Origin of the sequence: Rhizobium sp. PP-F2F-G48 (assembly GCF_004342335.1) — a bacterium.
Lineage (GTDB): Bacteria > Pseudomonadota > Alphaproteobacteria > Rhizobiales > Rhizobiaceae > Ferranicluibacter.
In genome coordinates, this window is record NZ_SLVH01000003.1 from 60,614 (window position 1) to 74,598 (window position 13,985).

Genomic DNA, 13,985 nt, shown 5'->3' on the forward strand with positions numbered 1-13,985 from the left:
GAGCACCCCCGAGCCTGTTCGGGTGAGCATGTCCGGGGCGGAGCCTGTCGCTTTGCCACGGACGATGCGGCCAATCGAAACGATGGCGCTGGTCCCCGAACCGGACAGCGCTCTGCCCCCCGGAGATCGCATTGTCCGACAAGACCCCCGTCTTTTCCGCCCTGCCCGCCGCACCCGTCGCGGCCAGAAAGCCGCTGAGCGACACCCGCCACGGCATCACGCGCACCGACGACTATGCCTGGCTGCGCGCCGACAACTGGCAGCAGATGTTCCGGGACACGTCCATTCTCGATCCCGAAATCCGCGCGCATCTGGAGGCCGAGAACGCCTATATGAAGGCGGCGATGGCGGATACCGAGGCGCTGCAGAAGACGCTGTTTGCCGAGATGAAGGGCCGCATCAAGGAGGACGACAGTTCCGTGCCGATGAAGGACGGACCGTTCGCCTATGGCACGTCCTTCGTCACCGGCGGCGAGCAGCCGCGCTATTTCCGCGAACCGCGCGCGGGCGGCGACCGCGTCGTGCTGCTCGACGGCGACAGGGAGGCCGCCGGCAAGGATTATTTCCGCCTGTCCGGCATCGACCACTGCACCGACCATTCGCTCGGCATCTGGGGCTATGACGACAAGGGGTCGGAATATTTCACGCTGCGCATCCGCGATCTCTCGACCGGGGCCGACCTCGAAGACGTGATCGACAACACCGGCGGCGGCGGCGCCTGGGCGCCGGACGGCCGCAGCTTCTTCTACACCGTGCTCGACGAGAACCATCGTCCGTCAAAAATCTTCCACCATGTCATCGGCACGCCGCAGGCGGACGACCGGCTGGTCTACGAGGAAGAGGATGCCGGCTTCTTCATGGGCGTCGGCGCCTCGATGCTGGACGACGTCATCTATATCGACATCCACGACCACGAGACGAGCGAATATCTGCTGATCCCGACCTCGGACCTGCAGGCCGAACCCAAGCTGGTCGCCGCGCGCGAGACCGGGCTCGAATATTCCCTGACCGAAGGCGGCGACGTCTTCTACATCCTGACGAATGCCGACGGCGCCAAGGATTTCAAGATCATGGAAACGCCGTTCGACAGGCCGGAGCGGGAAAACTGGCGCGAGGTGGTGCCGCATACGCCGGGCCGGCTGATCCTCAACCACATGGCCTTTGCCCGCCACCTCGTCTGGCTGGAGCGCGAAAACGGCCTGCCGCAGATCAAGATCCGCGACCGGCGCACAGGCGAGGAACACGCGATCGCCTTTGCCGAAGAGGCCTTCTCGCTCGGCCTGTCCGGTGCCGGCGAATACGACACCGACGTCATCCGCTTTTCCTATTCCTCGATGACGACGCCGAGCCAGCTTTACGACTACGACATGACGACGCGCGAGCGCACGCTTCTGAAGACGCAGGAGGTGCCCTCGGGTCACGATCCGGACGACTATGTGACGCGCCGGGTGTTTGCGCCCTCGCATGACGGCGCCTCCGTGCCGGTGACGCTGCTCTACCGCCGCGATACCCCGCTCGACGGCTCCGCGCCCTGCCTGCTCTATGGCTACGGCGCCTATGGCATTTCCATTCCCGCCTCGTTCAACACCAATTGCCTGTCGCTGGTCGATCGCGGCTTCGTCTATGCCATCGCCCATATCCGCGGCGGCAAGGACAAGGGCTTTGCCTGGTACGAAGACGGCAAGATGGAGAAGAAGACCAACACGTTCAAGGACTTCATCGCCGCGGCCGATTATCTGAATCAGGAACGCTTCACGTCTTACGCAAACATCGTCGCCGAGGGCGGATCGGCCGGCGGCATGCTGATGGGCGCGATCGCCAACATGGCGCCGGAAAAGTTCGGCGGCATCATCGCGGCCGTGCCCTTCGTGGACGTGCTCAACACCATGCTCGACGACACCCTGCCGCTGACCCCGCCGGAATGGCCGGAATGGGGCAACCCGATCGACGACGAAGCGGCCTACCACCACATCGCCGGCTATTCGCCCTATGACAATGTGGACGCGAAGCCCTATCCCGCGCTGCTGGCCCTCTCCGGCCTCACCGACCCGCGCGTGACCTATTGGGAACCGACCAAATGGGTGGCGAAGCTGCGCGAAAAGGCCACCGGCGACCAGCCGATCCTGCTGAAGACCAATATGGGCGCCGGCCACGGCGGCGCCTCCGGCCGCTTCCAGCGACTGGAGGAGATCGCCTTCGAATATGCCTTCGCGATCAAGGTGGCCCGGAAGATGTGACGGGACGCGGAAGACGGGACCTCGTCCCGCCTTCTGACGCCTGCCTCCCGAATCTCGCCTTCTCATGAACATGGGCTGTCTCGAAAACAGGCCGTCGCGCCCTATCATTAGGGCTGTGGCGGCGATCATTCCGGTCGGTCCGGTTCGGGGGGTCTCATGCTCAGGTCGAAACGTCTCTGGCAGGTGGTGCGGCTGTCGCGGCGGCTTTGGGTGCGGGCGACGCTCTATTGCCTGGCCGGGGTCGCGACCGCGCTCGTCGCCATCCTGCTCGGGCCGTTCATTCCGGAAGAGATGACGAAGGCCTTCGGGGCGGATGCGGTCGATCCGATCCTCAGCATCATCGCCTCCAGCATGCTTGCCGTCACCACCTTCTCGCTCTCGACGCTGGTGGCCGCGACCTCGGCGGCCGCGAGCAGCGCGACGCCGCGGGCGACCAGCCTGCTGCTCGAGGACACCACCGCGCAGCGGGCCCTCTCGACCTTTCTCGGCACCTTCCTGTTTTCGCTGGTCGGGCTGATCGCGCTGCATGCCGGGCTCTATGGCGGCGGCGGGCGGCTGGTGCTGTTCATCGTCACGCTCGGCGTCATCGCCGTGATCGTGCTGACGCTGCTGCGCTGGATCGACCATCTCTCGACGCTCGGCCGGGTCGGCGAGACCATCGACCGGGTAAAGACGGCGGCGATGACCGGCATGCGCGACCATCTGGAAGATCCGCTTCTCGGCGGCGCGCCCGCAGGCGTCACGCCGCCCGGCGCCGTGCCGGTCTCGCCCGACAAGGTCGGCTATCTCCAGCATATCGACATGCCGCACTTGCAGGCGCTCTGCGAGGCGCGCGATCTCGACCTCTATCTCACCGCGCGGGCCGGCGCCTTCTGCGCGCCGGGCACGCCGATGCTGTTCGTGCGGGCCCGCGCGGGCGCCAATCCGGACGAGACGGCGAAGCAGGCCATTCTCGACGCGCTGACCATCGGCCCGCGCCGCACCTTCGAGCAGGATCCGCGCTTCGGCCTGATCGTGCTGGCCGAGATCGCCTCGCGCGCCCTCTCGCCGGCCGTCAACGATCCGGGAACGGCGATCGACGTGATGACGACGATGGTCGAGGTGCTGGCCGTGGAACCGCGCGCCGACCATCTGCGCGCGGCGCCGGACTTTCCGCGCGTACACGTCTCTCCGGTCACGCTTCGGGACATGTTCGAGGATGCCTTCCTGCCGATTGCCCGCGACGGCGCCGAGAACCCCGACATCGCCATCCGCCTGCAGAAGAGCCTGCGCGCGCTCGCCAACCTGCCCGGCGGACGCCTGCACACCATTGCCCGCGAGATGGCGGAGGCATGCCTGGCGCGCGCACTGGAAAGCCTCGCCTTCGAGCCGGATCGCGCACGGCTGAAGCGGGAGGCGTTCGCGGCGGTCTGACCCGCGTTCCCGCCCGGCCATAGCGCCGGACCCGGTCCGCCTCTGCAAGCCTCGCGCAGGTCCTGTCCTTTAGGCCATCCTCATACACAGGAAGGATCGCGCCATGAAGATCGCCGACAGCCCCATCACGCCCTACAGGACCCCTTTGAACCGGCCGAGCGCGGGTTTCGACCCGAGCCAGATCGACGCCGCCTTTTCCGGCGGGCAACCGGGTGCGATGAACCGCGATGCGGCCGGCGGCGCGGGCCGCTCCGGCGCCGGCGACGACATCGCGGCCGTTATTGCGACCGATCCCACGGTCAGCCTCTCCGCCGCCTTCTGGGCGATCAATGCGGAGAAGCGGACGGCGCGGGCCGAAGACGACAGGAAGGCCGTGCAGGCGGTTGCCGATCGCGCTGCGGACAAGGCCGAAACGCGAAACGCCTTTCTGGACTGGGCGGGAAAATCGCTTGCCGAGACGATCCGGGCGCAGGTCCTGGAAAAGCACGGACAGACGGAGGGGAGCCTCGCCCAGATGGATCCCGAGGCGCGCAAGGCGATCGAGCAGGAGATTGCGGATGCGATCAAGCGGCAGGCCGGTCTTGACGTCGACGAGACGAGCGCGTTGGCGCAGGTGGCATTGCCGGCCCAATCCCAGGCTGCAGCCATACCTGTAACCCGGCCTGACCGCGCGGACTGACCGCCCTTTCATGCCGCCGCCCCGCACCCTATCTAGAGGGCCCGGTCCTGCGACCGGACGATCAGGATTGCGGAACACAGCGGAGGCGACGATGGAGGCGATGATGAGGACCGAGGCCGGCACGCCGCCCATACCCTTCGACAACAGCTATGCCCGGCTGCCGGAGAGTTTCTTCACCGCCGTCGATCCGACGCCGGTCGAGGCCCCGGTGCTGATCCGTTTCAACCGGGCGCTGGCGCAGGAGCTCGGGCTCGATGTCGCGGCGCTGGAGGCCGAGGGTGCGGCGATCTTTTCGGGAAATGCGCATCTGCCCGGCGCGCAGCCGCTGGCCATGGCCTATTCCGGCCACCAGTTCGGCGGCTTCAACCCGCAGCTCGGCGATGGCCGGGCCATTCTGCTCGGCGAGGTCGTGGACATCCACGGCCGGCGCCGCGATATCCAGCTGAAAGGGGCGGGCCCCACCCCCTATTCGCGCCGGGGCGATGGGCGCGCGGCACTCGGGCCGGTGCTGCGGGAATATATCGTCAGCGAGGCCATGCATGCGCTCGGCCTGCCGACCACGCGGGCACTGGCCGCCGTCGTCACCGGCGAGCCGGTCTATCGCGAGACCGTGCAGCCCGGCGCCGTGCTGACGCGGGTGGCGGCCAGCCATATCCGGGTGGGAACCTTCCAGTTCCACGCCGCGCGCGACGACCAGGCCGGGGTGAAGCGGCTCGCCGACTACGCCATTGCGCGGCACTATCCGGACAGTGCGGACACGCCGCAGCCCTATCTCGCCTTTCTCACCGCCTTTGCCGACCGTCAGGCCCTGCTCATCGCCCGCTGGCTGTCGATCGGCTTCATCCATGGCGTGATGAACACCGACAATGTCGCGATCTCCGGCGAGACGATCGATTTCGGCCCCTGCGCCTTTCTCGACGCCTATGATCCGGCCAAGGTGTTCTCCTCCATCGACCGCAACGGCCGCTACGCCTATGCCGCCCAGCCCGGCATCGGCCAGTGGAACCTCGCGCGGCTGGCCGAAACCCTGCTGCCGCTGCTCGACACCGACGCGGAGGCCGCCGTAACCGCCGCAAACGGCGTGCTGAAGCTCTATGGCGAGCGGTTCCAGCACCACTGGCTCGCCGCCATGCGCGCCAAGCTCGGGCTTTCCGCCAGCGCAGACGGCGATCTCGATCTCGTGCAGGACCTGCTGACGCTGATGCATCAGGAAGAGGCCGATTTCACGCTGACCTTCCGAAGGCTGGCGGATGTCGCGGCCGACCCGTCGGCGGAGGACGGGTTCACCGCGCTGTTCCGCACCCCCGCCAGCACCAGCCTCTGGCTCGACCGCTGGCGCCGCCGCGTGGAGACGGAAGCACGCAGCGCAGCCGACACCGCCGCCGCCATGCGCAGCGTCAACCCCGCCTTCATCCCCCGCAACCACCGGATCGAACAGGCGATCACGGCCGCCCGGACGGACGCCGATTTCTCCACCTTCGACGCCCTGATGCAGGTCCTCGCCCGCCCCTATGACGACCAGCCCGCCCTCGCCCCCTTCGCCGCCCCCCCGGCGCCGGGCGAAGAGGTGCTGCGGACGTTCTGCGGGACGTGAGGGATGCGGACGCTCGCTGCGAACAGCCGAATAGGGTCCGCTTCTTCGCGTATCCTGACCCGGTTGAGGAAATGCGGCGAACGTTGACGTGACGGGTGCGAGCGTGCTGCTTTCAGGGCCACCGCCGAGCCTGCGGCTGCCCCTCTCCCTCTCCCCGCTTGCGGGGCCCCTCACCCTAACCCTCTCCCCGCTTGCGGGGCGAGGGGACGCGGCCTGCGCGGCGTTTCGATGTGGGGCGAAAGCGGTGCCACACGTCCCTTCGCCCCGCTTGGCGGGGAGAAGGTCGCGGCAGCGGGATGAGGGGCGGACGGGGGCGCCAGCGTTCGCGGCGATCACCACGCGCCTCCCCGCCCTTTGTGCATTGCGGCATTGACCCCGCATCACCTCGCCCTAATTTCGCCATGACGGGGTCCGGATCGCCACGAGGCCCCCGCTGTCGAAATTGACGAGGTGCCCGATGCGGTGCCGGAGGTCCCTTCCATGATCATGTTTACGTCTGTCCTCTTTGCGCTGATAGGACTGGGGCTTGCCGGCTTCGGGGCCTGGCTCGCCGTTCTCGGCGGCAGCTGGTATTATGTGCTGGCGGGTCTCGCCTTTCTCGTGACCGCCATCCTGCTCTCGCGCCACAGATCCTCGGCGCTCACCGTCTATGCCGTGTTCATCGTCGCCACGCTCGGCTGGGCGCTGTGGGAGGTCGGTTTCGACTGGTGGCAGCTCGGCCCGCGCGGCGGCGTCGTCATCCTGCTCGGGCTCTGGCTGCTGCTGCCGTCGATCCGCAAGCCGCTCGGCTTTACGAGCCCCACGGGCCACGTCTACCGCGCCAGCGGCTGGCCGCTCGGGATCGCCGTCGTGCTGTCGATCGCGGTCGCGCTCTATTCGATGACGCAGGACCCGCTGGATATGGCCGGCACGCTGCCGACCACGGTCGCCAATGCGACGCCGGCGCTCGGCGGCAACGTGCCGGACGGCGAATGGCACCAGTATGGCCGCACGCAATATGGCCAGCGCTATTCGCCGCTCGCGCAGATCACCACCGCCAACGTGTCCGACCTGAAGGAAGCCTGGCGCTACCAGACCGGCGATGTGAAGCTGCCGGACGACGTGGGCGAGACGACCTATCAGGTGACGCCGCTCAAGATCGGCGAGACGCTCTATGTCTGCACGCCGCACAACTGGGCGATCGCCATCGATGCCGCAACCGGCAAGGAAAAGTGGAAGTTCGACAGCAATTCCGGCATGAACCCGGACCGGCAGCACCAGACCTGCCGCGGCGTCAGCTATTACAAGGACGCGGCCGCCGCACCGGGCAGCGCCTGCGCCTCCCGCGTCTACCTGCCGACCTCGGACGCCCGGCTGATCGCGCTCGACGCCGAGAACGGCCAGGTCTGCACCGGCTTTGCCGATCAGGGCACGCTGCATCTGGAAAGCGGCATGCGCTACCAGCCGGCCGGCTACTACTATTCGACCTCGCCGCCGGTCATCACCGGCAACAAGATCATCATCGGCGGCGCCGTCAACGACAACTATTCGACGCAGGAACAGTCGGGCGTCATCCGCGCCTTCGACGTCAACACCGGCGCGCTGATCTGGAACTGGGACAGCGGCAATCCCGACGTCACCACGCCGCTGCCGGAGGGCCAGCACTATACGACCAACTCGCCGAACAGCTGGTCGGTGTTCTCCTATGACGAAGCCCTCGGCCTCGTCTACATCCCGCTCGGCAACCAGGTGCCCGACCAGCTCGGCATGGGCCGCAGCGAGAACGTGGAAAAGTTCTCCTCCTCCATCGTCGCGCTCGACATCAACAGCGGACAGCTGCGCTGGGTGCGCCAGACCGTGCATCACGACCTCTGGGACATGGACGTTCCCGCCCAGCCCGTGCTGCTCGACATCGAGGGCCGTCCGGCGCTGGTCGGCCCGACCAAGCAGGGCGATCTCTACGTGCTCGACCGGCGCACCGGCGAGCCGATCATCCCCGTGAAGGAAATTCCCGCGCCCTCCGGCGCGATCCCGGAAGACTTTACCGCGCCGACCCAGCCGATCTCCGACCTCACCTTCTCGCCGCCGCCTTTGACGGACAAGAACATGTGGGGGGTCAGCATGTTCGACCAGCTCGCCTGCCGCATCGCCTTCGAGCGGCTGCGCTATGAAGGCCGCTACACGCCGCCCTCGCTCGAGGGCTCGCTGATCTATCCCGGCAATTTCGGCACCTTCAACTGGGGCTCCGTCGCGGTCGATCCGGAAAAGCAGCTGATGTTCGGCATGCCGACCTATCTCGCCTTCACCTCGCAGCTCGTGCCGCGCGACCAGATCCCGCCGAAGGGGCAGGACGAGAAGGGCAGCGAACAGGGCCTGAACCGCAATGACGGCGCACCCTATGGCGTGCTGATGGGGCCGTTCCTCGGCCCGCTCGGCATTCCCTGCCAGGCACCGCCCTGGGGCTATGTCGCGGGCGTGGACCTGAAGACCGGCGAGACCGCCTACAAGCACCGCAACGGCACGGTCTACGACATGACGCCGCTGCCGCTGCCCTTCAAGGTCGGCGTTCCCGGCATCGGCGGCCCGATGATCACCAAGGGCGGCGTCGCCTTCCTGGGCGCGGCGGTCGACAACTACCTGCGCGCCTACGATCTCGCCACCGGCCGCGAACTCTGGAAGGGTCGCCTGCCCGCCGGCGGCCAGTCCACGCCGATGACCTACAGCACGCAGGACGGCACCCAATACGTCGTCATCGTCGCCGGCGGCCACGGCTCGGTCGGCACGAAACCCGGCGACTCCATCATCGCCTACACGCTGCCGAAATAAGGCGGAGGGAACGGACAGGACGAAGCCCGGCCGCGAAAGCGCGCCGGGCTTTTTCGTGTCGGGGGTGTGGGGGGACCTATGGCTCAGCCCCCTCAAGACAGCCAGTGCGCGATCTGGGGGTCGGTGAGATTGCCGCCGCAGAGGGGGGTGGCGATGCGCTGGCCGGCGAGGCTTTCGGCCTCTGCCAGGATGGCGGCGAGGCCGGCGGCGCCGGCGGGTTCGATGCGGCGGCCCCAGGTGCGGTGTGCGAAGCGCATCGCATCGATGATCTGCGCGTCGTCGACGAGAACGACATCGTCGATCGTGCCCTGCAGCCAGTCGACGGCCAAGGGCACGGGGATGCGCACGGCGATGCCGTCGGCGATCGTGTTGCCGTCCGGGCTGGAGATCGGCCGGCCTGCTAGAAACGACAACGCCATGCAGGGTGCGCCCTTTGCGGCGACCGCGACGACGCGGGTTTGCGGCGACCGCGCCTTGAACCAGCACCCCATTCCGGCGGCAAGAGCGCCATTGCCGAGGGGGATGTAGACGGCGTCGAGCGCCGCGACCGCCTCGGTGAGTTCGGCGGCGATGGTGCCCGCGCCTTCGGCGATGGCGGCACTTGCGCCGTCCTCCACGAAGGTGAGCGCGCTCTCATGGGCGTAAAACCGCGCCGCATCCTTGGCCGCGTCAAAGTCCTCTCCGGCGAGATGAACCTCCGCGCCCAGCCGGCGCATGGCCGCAATCTTCAACGGATTGGCGTTGACGCTGGCAAAGACGACGAGCGATTGCCCGCGCCGCGCGGCATGATAGGCAAGGCCCTGCCCGAAGTTGCCGGCGGATGCCGTGACGAGCGGGTTCCGGCCGGCAGTGCCGCCTTCGCCGGTGTCCTGCGCGAGAAAATACCCGGTGCCGCGGCCCTTGAAGCTGCGGATCGGATTGTCGGTTTCGTCCTTGGCAAAGAGCGACAGGCCCGCCGTCTCCGAGACAAGCACGGGGCTGTCCAGAAAGACCGGATCGATGATCCGTCGTGCGGCGACGATATTCTGGTGCGAAAGCGCGGGTTCTTTTGTCATGGGCTTATGATACTGCTTTGAGATGCGGCAAAGCGGCAGACTTCGATGTTTTGGCGCCGCTTTTTCGCTTGATCTGGAGGTTTGACGCCATGGATGATGTGGACAGAGTGCTTCTGGCGGCCCTGCAGGAGAATGCCGACATGCCGGCGAAACGGCTGGCGGAGCGGGTCGCTCTCTCGACCTCGGCCGTCGAGCGGCGGATCGCCCGGCTGAAGCAGGATGGCGTCATCGAGAAAATCGTCGCCGTGGTCGATCCCAAGGCGATCGGCCGGCCGCTTTCGATCCTGGTGGAGCTGGAGATCCAGAACGAGCATCGCCACACGCTCGACCAGTTCCAGAGATGGCTCGACCGCGCGCCGGAAATCCAGTCCTGCTGGTACGTCACGGGCGATATGGACTATGTCCTCCTCGTCGCCGTGCGCGACCTTGCCGAGTACAACGCCTTCATCGAGCGGCTGATGACCGAGCAGCAGGCGCTCGTGCGGAAATACAAGAGCATCATCGCCCTGAAGACGATCAAGCACGGACTGGCGCTTTCGGTCGAGGCTTGAGGCTTGAGGCTTGAGGCGGGGATCGCCCGGGCGAGATCCGGATATCGGCGGAGCCGCCCGGTCTTCGCCCTGCGCTCGGCGCTGGACGGCCAGATTCCCGCGGATTGCGTTTGCGAGGATCGAGCGCTTTCAAGCGGCCGCGGGAGCACCTATCTTGACCGGACAGGCGGCCGTCTTTGCCGCGCGGAGAACGGGCCCATGTATTCGATCGGCGATCTGTCGCGGCGCACCGGCGTGAAGGTGCCGACCATCCGCTATTATGAGCAGGCGGGGCTGATCGTGCCGGCCGAGCGGACGGAGGGCAATCAGCGGCGCTATGAGCGAAAGGCGCTCGACCGGCTGGCCTTCATTCGCCACGGGCGCGACCTCGGCCTGTCGATCGAGGCGATCCGCGACCTGATCGAGCTCAGCGACCACCCGGAAAAGCCCTGCGCCCGGGCGGATGGCATCGCGATCGAGCATCTGGCCGCCGTGCGCGCGAAGATCGCGCAGCTGCAGCGGCTGGAGCACGAGCTGGAGCGGATCGTCTCGCATTGCGCCGGCCATACGGTGGAGGATTGCTATGTCCTGCGCGCGCTGTCCGACCACGGGCTCTGCGACGGCGAGCATGCCGAGCTGCCGGCCAAGGCAGTCGGGCGGGAGGGTGTCTGAGAGGCCGTCTGAGAGGCCGGACGGGATGCTGGACCCGCGCGCGCGGCGCCCGTTGACATGGCGGGGAAAAGGGCTCATGACGGATGCATGATCACGACCGCAACCCGTGCCCGCTGGTATTTTACGCTGCATTCATAGATGCGGCTGTGTGATCACGTTCAACAAGCCGCCGCCAGGCGGCTTTTGTTTTGACGGGTGCCTGGGGCGGATCAGCTTCAGGAAACCACGATGCCGACCCTGTCTTCCCCACCTCTGTTAAATACGTCTCTGCCAAATCCGCCTCTGTTAAATCCGCATGCCCATGCCCATCCGGCCGCCCACCTGACTGCCGTGCCGAACGGGCTGGACCTGCAGGCTGCCGCCGCGCCACAGCGCGCGCCGCTGGTGACCATCCGGTGCGCGCGCGCCGAGGATATCCCCGCGCTCTGCGCGATGATCGCCGAGCTGGCCGCGCATCATGGCGACACGGCCCCGCTCGATGCGGAGACGCTGGAGCGCGACCTGTTCGGCCCGGTGCCGTGGATCACCGCGCTCGTGGCCGAGGCGGCCGGCACGCTGATCGGCTACGCCATTCTCGTGCCGCTCTACCGGGCGCAGCTCGGCGTGCGCGGCATGGACCTGCACCATCTCTTCGTGCGCGACGCCCATCGCGGCACCGGCATCGGCCGCCATCTCGTGGCCAAGGCCCGCGAACAGGCCCGCCGCGCCGGCTGCACCTACCTCTCGGTCAGCGCCGCCACCGGCAACTTTCAGGCGCACCGGTTCTACGAGAGCCAGGATTTCACGCCCGGCCCGGTGACCGGGATGCGGTATGTGCAGGCTTTGCGGTAGGCGTCTTCAGAGCGCGGGACGCACGGCGCAGGCGTCGCGTCGTTCCAGCGTGCCGCTCCGCGGAGCGTGATGCTCCGTCCCGTTAAGACGGCTGGCATCCTTTCGGAGATCGGAAGCGTCTTCAGGAAGGATGCAGCCGTCGCATCTGGTCCGGCAAAACAGAAGGGGGCAAAGCGGAAATCGTCAATCGTCGTCGCGCGCGTCGGCCGCAGCTTCGGCCCGGCGTTAGGAGATCCGTTCGTCGGAGACCAGGCCGGGGCCCGGATTGAGCCCCCTGCACGCTTCCTGCAACGCCCGAACAGCCTCCCTTTGGGACAGGCCGGGCGCTGCGTCCCGGTCGGGAGCAGCCGTCCGTTCGACGTCATCGGTTCCTGTCAGCGTTTTCCCCTCACGCCACTTCCGTCGCGGCTTCCGCCAGAACCTCGGCCGCCCATTGGTTGAGGCTCTTGCCGGCGAGCGCTGCCGCGCGGGCGGCCTTGGCGTGGATTTCCGGATCGACGCGGAACATCATCCGGCCGGAATAGGGTTTCTGCGGATCCTTGCCGGCCTTGGCGCAGGTCTCGATATAGTCGTCCACCGCCTCGTGAAAGGCGGTCTTCAGGTCCGATACCGTGTCCGCGTGGAAGCCGACGCCGTCCGTGATGCCGGCGAGACGGCCGAAGAAGATCTCGTCCTCGGCATCATAGTCTATCCGGGCGAAATAGCCTTTGTACGACATGACGTTCACGGTTGACCTCCCATACGCCTGATAAAATCCCGTGCGGCGCGAACCTGATAGCGCTTGGCGTCTTTCGCCGGATGCGGGCGGTGGAAGCTTTCGATCTCCGACCCGTTGACGAACCGCACGCGCGACCCCGAGCCTTCGACAACGTCGCATCCCAGCGCGATCAGAAGCGCCTCGATATCCGCCCAGGCGATGGTGCCGGAGACGGGGTCCGCGAAAATGGCCATCAGGATCTTGCGATGCCGATTGTTCATGGCCGATCCTACGGCATGCTTGCAGTTTCTGCAAGCATTACCGCGCCGGCACCGCCTTCAGATAGGCCGCAATCGCTTCCCGGTCTTCGGCGGGGAGTTTGGCGATGTTCTGCTGGACCTCGACCATGGAGCCGCCGGCGCTGTCGAAATCGGGGGTGAAGCCGGTTTCGAGGTAGTTGGCGATGTCGGCTTCGCTCCAGCTGCCGATGGATTTGGAGCCGGGGGTGATGTTGGGGATCTGGCCCTCGCCTTCCGGGTTCGGCGCGCCGGCAAGCCAGAGGTCGGCCTTGAAGCCGCCCAGCGCGTTGCGCGGCGTGTGGCATTCGCCGCAATGGCCGGGGCCTTCGACCAGATACTGGCCGCGCACCAGCTTGGCATTCGCCTGGTCGATCGGCACGCGCGGCTTGTCGCTGTAGAACAGCAGCTTCCAGCCGCCGAGCGATGCCCGGATGTCGAAGGGGAACGGCAGTTCGTGCGGCGGCGCGACATTGGCGCTCTTCGGCAGAGTCTTGATGTAGCCGAAGAGGTCGTTGACGTCCTTCTGGGTCAGCCGGGCATAAGAGCCATAGGGGAAAGAGGGGTAGAGGTACTCGCCATCCGGGCCGACGCCGCGCGTCATGGCATCGCCGAACTGGGCGAACGTCCAGCCGCCGATGCCGGCGGTCTCGTCGGGCGAGATATTGGGCACGTGGAAGGTGCCGAACGGGCTTTTCAGCGGCAGCCCGCCGGTCAGCACCAGCTTGGCATCGCCTTCCGATCCCGGCGCCGCGTGACAGCTCGTGCACCCCCCGGCCCAGAACACCTGCTCGCCATGGCCGAGGTCCGGTTCGCCGAGGCCGTCCCAATGCGCGGCGGGCCAGGGCTCCGGCTTGGTGACGAACCAGGCGCCGCCGGCGACCACCACACCCAGAAACAGCATGGTCGAGACGAATTTCCGAGCGCGACGGGCCATGCGGCAGATCCTTGTTGTCGGGGCGCCGGGGTTTCAAGAGGGAACCGCGGCGCCGTTACGGTCGGACGATGATCCGCAGGGAGATAGGGCGGGCGGTCTTTGGGGAAAGCCGTCCGCCGGGGGGAAAGCCGTCCGCCGGCGCGCGTTGGCGGGCATCGGATGCGGCAGCGACGGGCCGCACGGTCCTCGCGCGGCACGCCGGCACGCGGGCGGGATGCCACGCGCGTGGGACGGCACGC

12 protein-coding genes are annotated in these 13,985 nt (G+C 67.3%); 8 read left to right on the forward strand and 4 right to left on the reverse strand.

Annotation, left to right across the window (positions count from 1 at the left end; genetic code table 11):
• Positions 1-131: 131 nt before the first annotated feature.
• From C8J36_RS08205 to C8J36_RS08230, 5 genes are all read left to right on the forward strand, one after another.
• Positions 132-2,237 carry a S9 family peptidase gene (locus C8J36_RS08205; protein ID WP_132534070.1) on the forward strand — a complete coding sequence of 702 codons (2,106 nt, stop codon included), beginning with the start codon at positions 132-134 and terminating at the stop codon, positions 2,235-2,237.
• A gap of 156 nt (positions 2,238-2,393) precedes the next feature.
• Positions 2,394-3,650 carry a DUF2254 domain-containing protein gene (locus C8J36_RS08210; RefSeq protein WP_132534072.1) on the forward strand — a complete coding sequence of 419 codons (1,257 nt, stop codon included), beginning with the start codon at positions 2,394-2,396 and terminating at the stop codon, positions 3,648-3,650.
• 103 nt (positions 3,651-3,753) lie between these two features.
• Positions 3,754-4,329 carry a hypothetical protein gene (locus tag C8J36_RS08215; protein ID WP_132534074.1) on the forward strand — a complete coding sequence of 192 codons (576 nt, stop codon included), beginning with the start codon at positions 3,754-3,756 and terminating at the stop codon, positions 4,327-4,329.
• A 91-nt stretch (positions 4,330-4,420) separates the two neighbouring features.
• Positions 4,421-5,923, forward strand: a complete 1,503-nt coding sequence (locus C8J36_RS08220) for a protein adenylyltransferase SelO (RefSeq protein ID WP_132534890.1) — start codon at positions 4,421-4,423, stop codon at positions 5,921-5,923.
• Between the two features lie 480 nt (positions 5,924-6,403).
• The gene (locus C8J36_RS08230; protein ID WP_132534076.1) at positions 6,404-8,728 is read left to right on the forward strand and encodes a glucose/quinate/shikimate family membrane-bound PQQ-dependent dehydrogenase; all 2,325 of its coding nucleotides are present in this window, start codon (positions 6,404-6,406) and stop codon (positions 8,726-8,728) included.
• 92 nt (positions 8,729-8,820) lie between these two features.
• Here C8J36_RS08230 and C8J36_RS08235 read toward each other — a convergent pair whose 3' ends face one another.
• The gene (locus tag C8J36_RS08235) at positions 8,821-9,783 is read right to left on the reverse strand and encodes a pyridoxal-phosphate dependent enzyme (RefSeq protein WP_132534078.1); all 963 of its coding nucleotides are present in this window, start codon (positions 9,781-9,783) and stop codon (positions 8,821-8,823) included.
• 89 nt (positions 9,784-9,872) lie between these two features.
• Between C8J36_RS08235 and C8J36_RS08240 the strand changes: the two genes are divergently transcribed.
• The 3 genes from C8J36_RS08240 (at position 9,873) to C8J36_RS08250 (ending at position 11,816) form a co-directional block, all read left to right on the forward strand.
• Entirely contained in the window at positions 9,873-10,334 is a 462-nt protein-coding gene (locus C8J36_RS08240) for an Lrp/AsnC family transcriptional regulator (RefSeq protein ID WP_062594933.1), read from the forward strand.
• Between the two features lie 198 nt (positions 10,335-10,532).
• On the forward strand, positions 10,533-10,985 hold the full coding sequence (locus C8J36_RS08245; protein ID WP_132534079.1) for a helix-turn-helix domain-containing protein: 453 nt from the start codon (positions 10,533-10,535) through the stop codon (positions 10,983-10,985).
• Between the two features lie 228 nt (positions 10,986-11,213).
• Positions 11,214-11,816 carry a GNAT family N-acetyltransferase gene (locus C8J36_RS08250; RefSeq protein ID WP_132534081.1) on the forward strand — a complete coding sequence of 201 codons (603 nt, stop codon included), beginning with the start codon at positions 11,214-11,216 and terminating at the stop codon, positions 11,814-11,816.
• A 388-nt stretch (positions 11,817-12,204) separates the two neighbouring features.
• Here C8J36_RS08250 and C8J36_RS08255 read toward each other — a convergent pair whose 3' ends face one another.
• Genes C8J36_RS08255 through C8J36_RS08265 form a run of 3 tightly spaced genes read right to left on the reverse strand, consistent with a single transcriptional unit; the run spans position 12,205 to position 13,746 of the window.
• Positions 12,205-12,543 (reverse strand): type II toxin-antitoxin system HicB family antitoxin, encoded by a 339-nt coding sequence (locus C8J36_RS08255; RefSeq protein ID WP_207897477.1) that lies wholly within the window; start codon positions 12,541-12,543, stop codon positions 12,205-12,207.
• Complete coding sequence (locus C8J36_RS08260) at positions 12,540-12,794, reverse strand: type II toxin-antitoxin system HicA family toxin (protein WP_132534083.1); 255 nt, start codon at positions 12,792-12,794, stop codon at positions 12,540-12,542. Before C8J36_RS08260 ends, C8J36_RS08255 begins: the two co-directional genes overlap by 4 nt.
• A gap of 37 nt (positions 12,795-12,831) precedes the next feature.
• Positions 12,832-13,746 carry a cytochrome c gene (locus tag C8J36_RS08265; RefSeq protein ID WP_132534085.1) on the reverse strand — a complete coding sequence of 305 codons (915 nt, stop codon included), beginning with the start codon at positions 13,744-13,746 and terminating at the stop codon, positions 12,832-12,834.
• Between the last annotated feature and the right edge of the window lie 239 nt (positions 13,747-13,985).

Bases quoted from the DNA above. Each gene is read 5' to 3' on its own strand.
- C8J36_RS08210 (WP_132534072.1), top strand. From the start codon at position 2,394: ATGCTCAGGTCGAAACGTCTCTGGCAGGTGGTGCGGCTGTCGCGGCGG.
- C8J36_RS08215 (WP_132534074.1), top strand. From the start codon at position 3,754: ATGAAGATCGCCGACAGCCCCATCACGCCCTACAGGACCCCTTTGAAC.
- C8J36_RS08220 (WP_132534890.1), top strand. From the start codon at position 4,421: ATGGAGGCGATGATGAGGACCGAGGCCGGCACGCCGCCCATACCCTTC.
- C8J36_RS08230 (WP_132534076.1), top strand. From the start codon at position 6,404: ATGATCATGTTTACGTCTGTCCTCTTTGCGCTGATAGGACTGGGGCTT.
- C8J36_RS08235 (WP_132534078.1), bottom strand. From the start codon at position 9,783: ATGACAAAAGAACCCGCGCTTTCGCACCAGAATATCGTCGCCGCACGA.
- C8J36_RS08240 (WP_062594933.1), top strand. From the start codon at position 9,873: ATGGATGATGTGGACAGAGTGCTTCTGGCGGCCCTGCAGGAGAATGCC.
- C8J36_RS08245 (WP_132534079.1), top strand. From the start codon at position 10,533: ATGTATTCGATCGGCGATCTGTCGCGGCGCACCGGCGTGAAGGTGCCG.
- C8J36_RS08250 (WP_132534081.1), top strand. From the start codon at position 11,214: ATGCCGACCCTGTCTTCCCCACCTCTGTTAAATACGTCTCTGCCAAAT.
- C8J36_RS08260 (WP_132534083.1), bottom strand. From the start codon at position 12,794: ATGAACAATCGGCATCGCAAGATCCTGATGGCCATTTTCGCGGACCCC.
- C8J36_RS08265 (WP_132534085.1), bottom strand. From the start codon at position 13,746: ATGGCCCGTCGCGCTCGGAAATTCGTCTCGACCATGCTGTTTCTGGGT.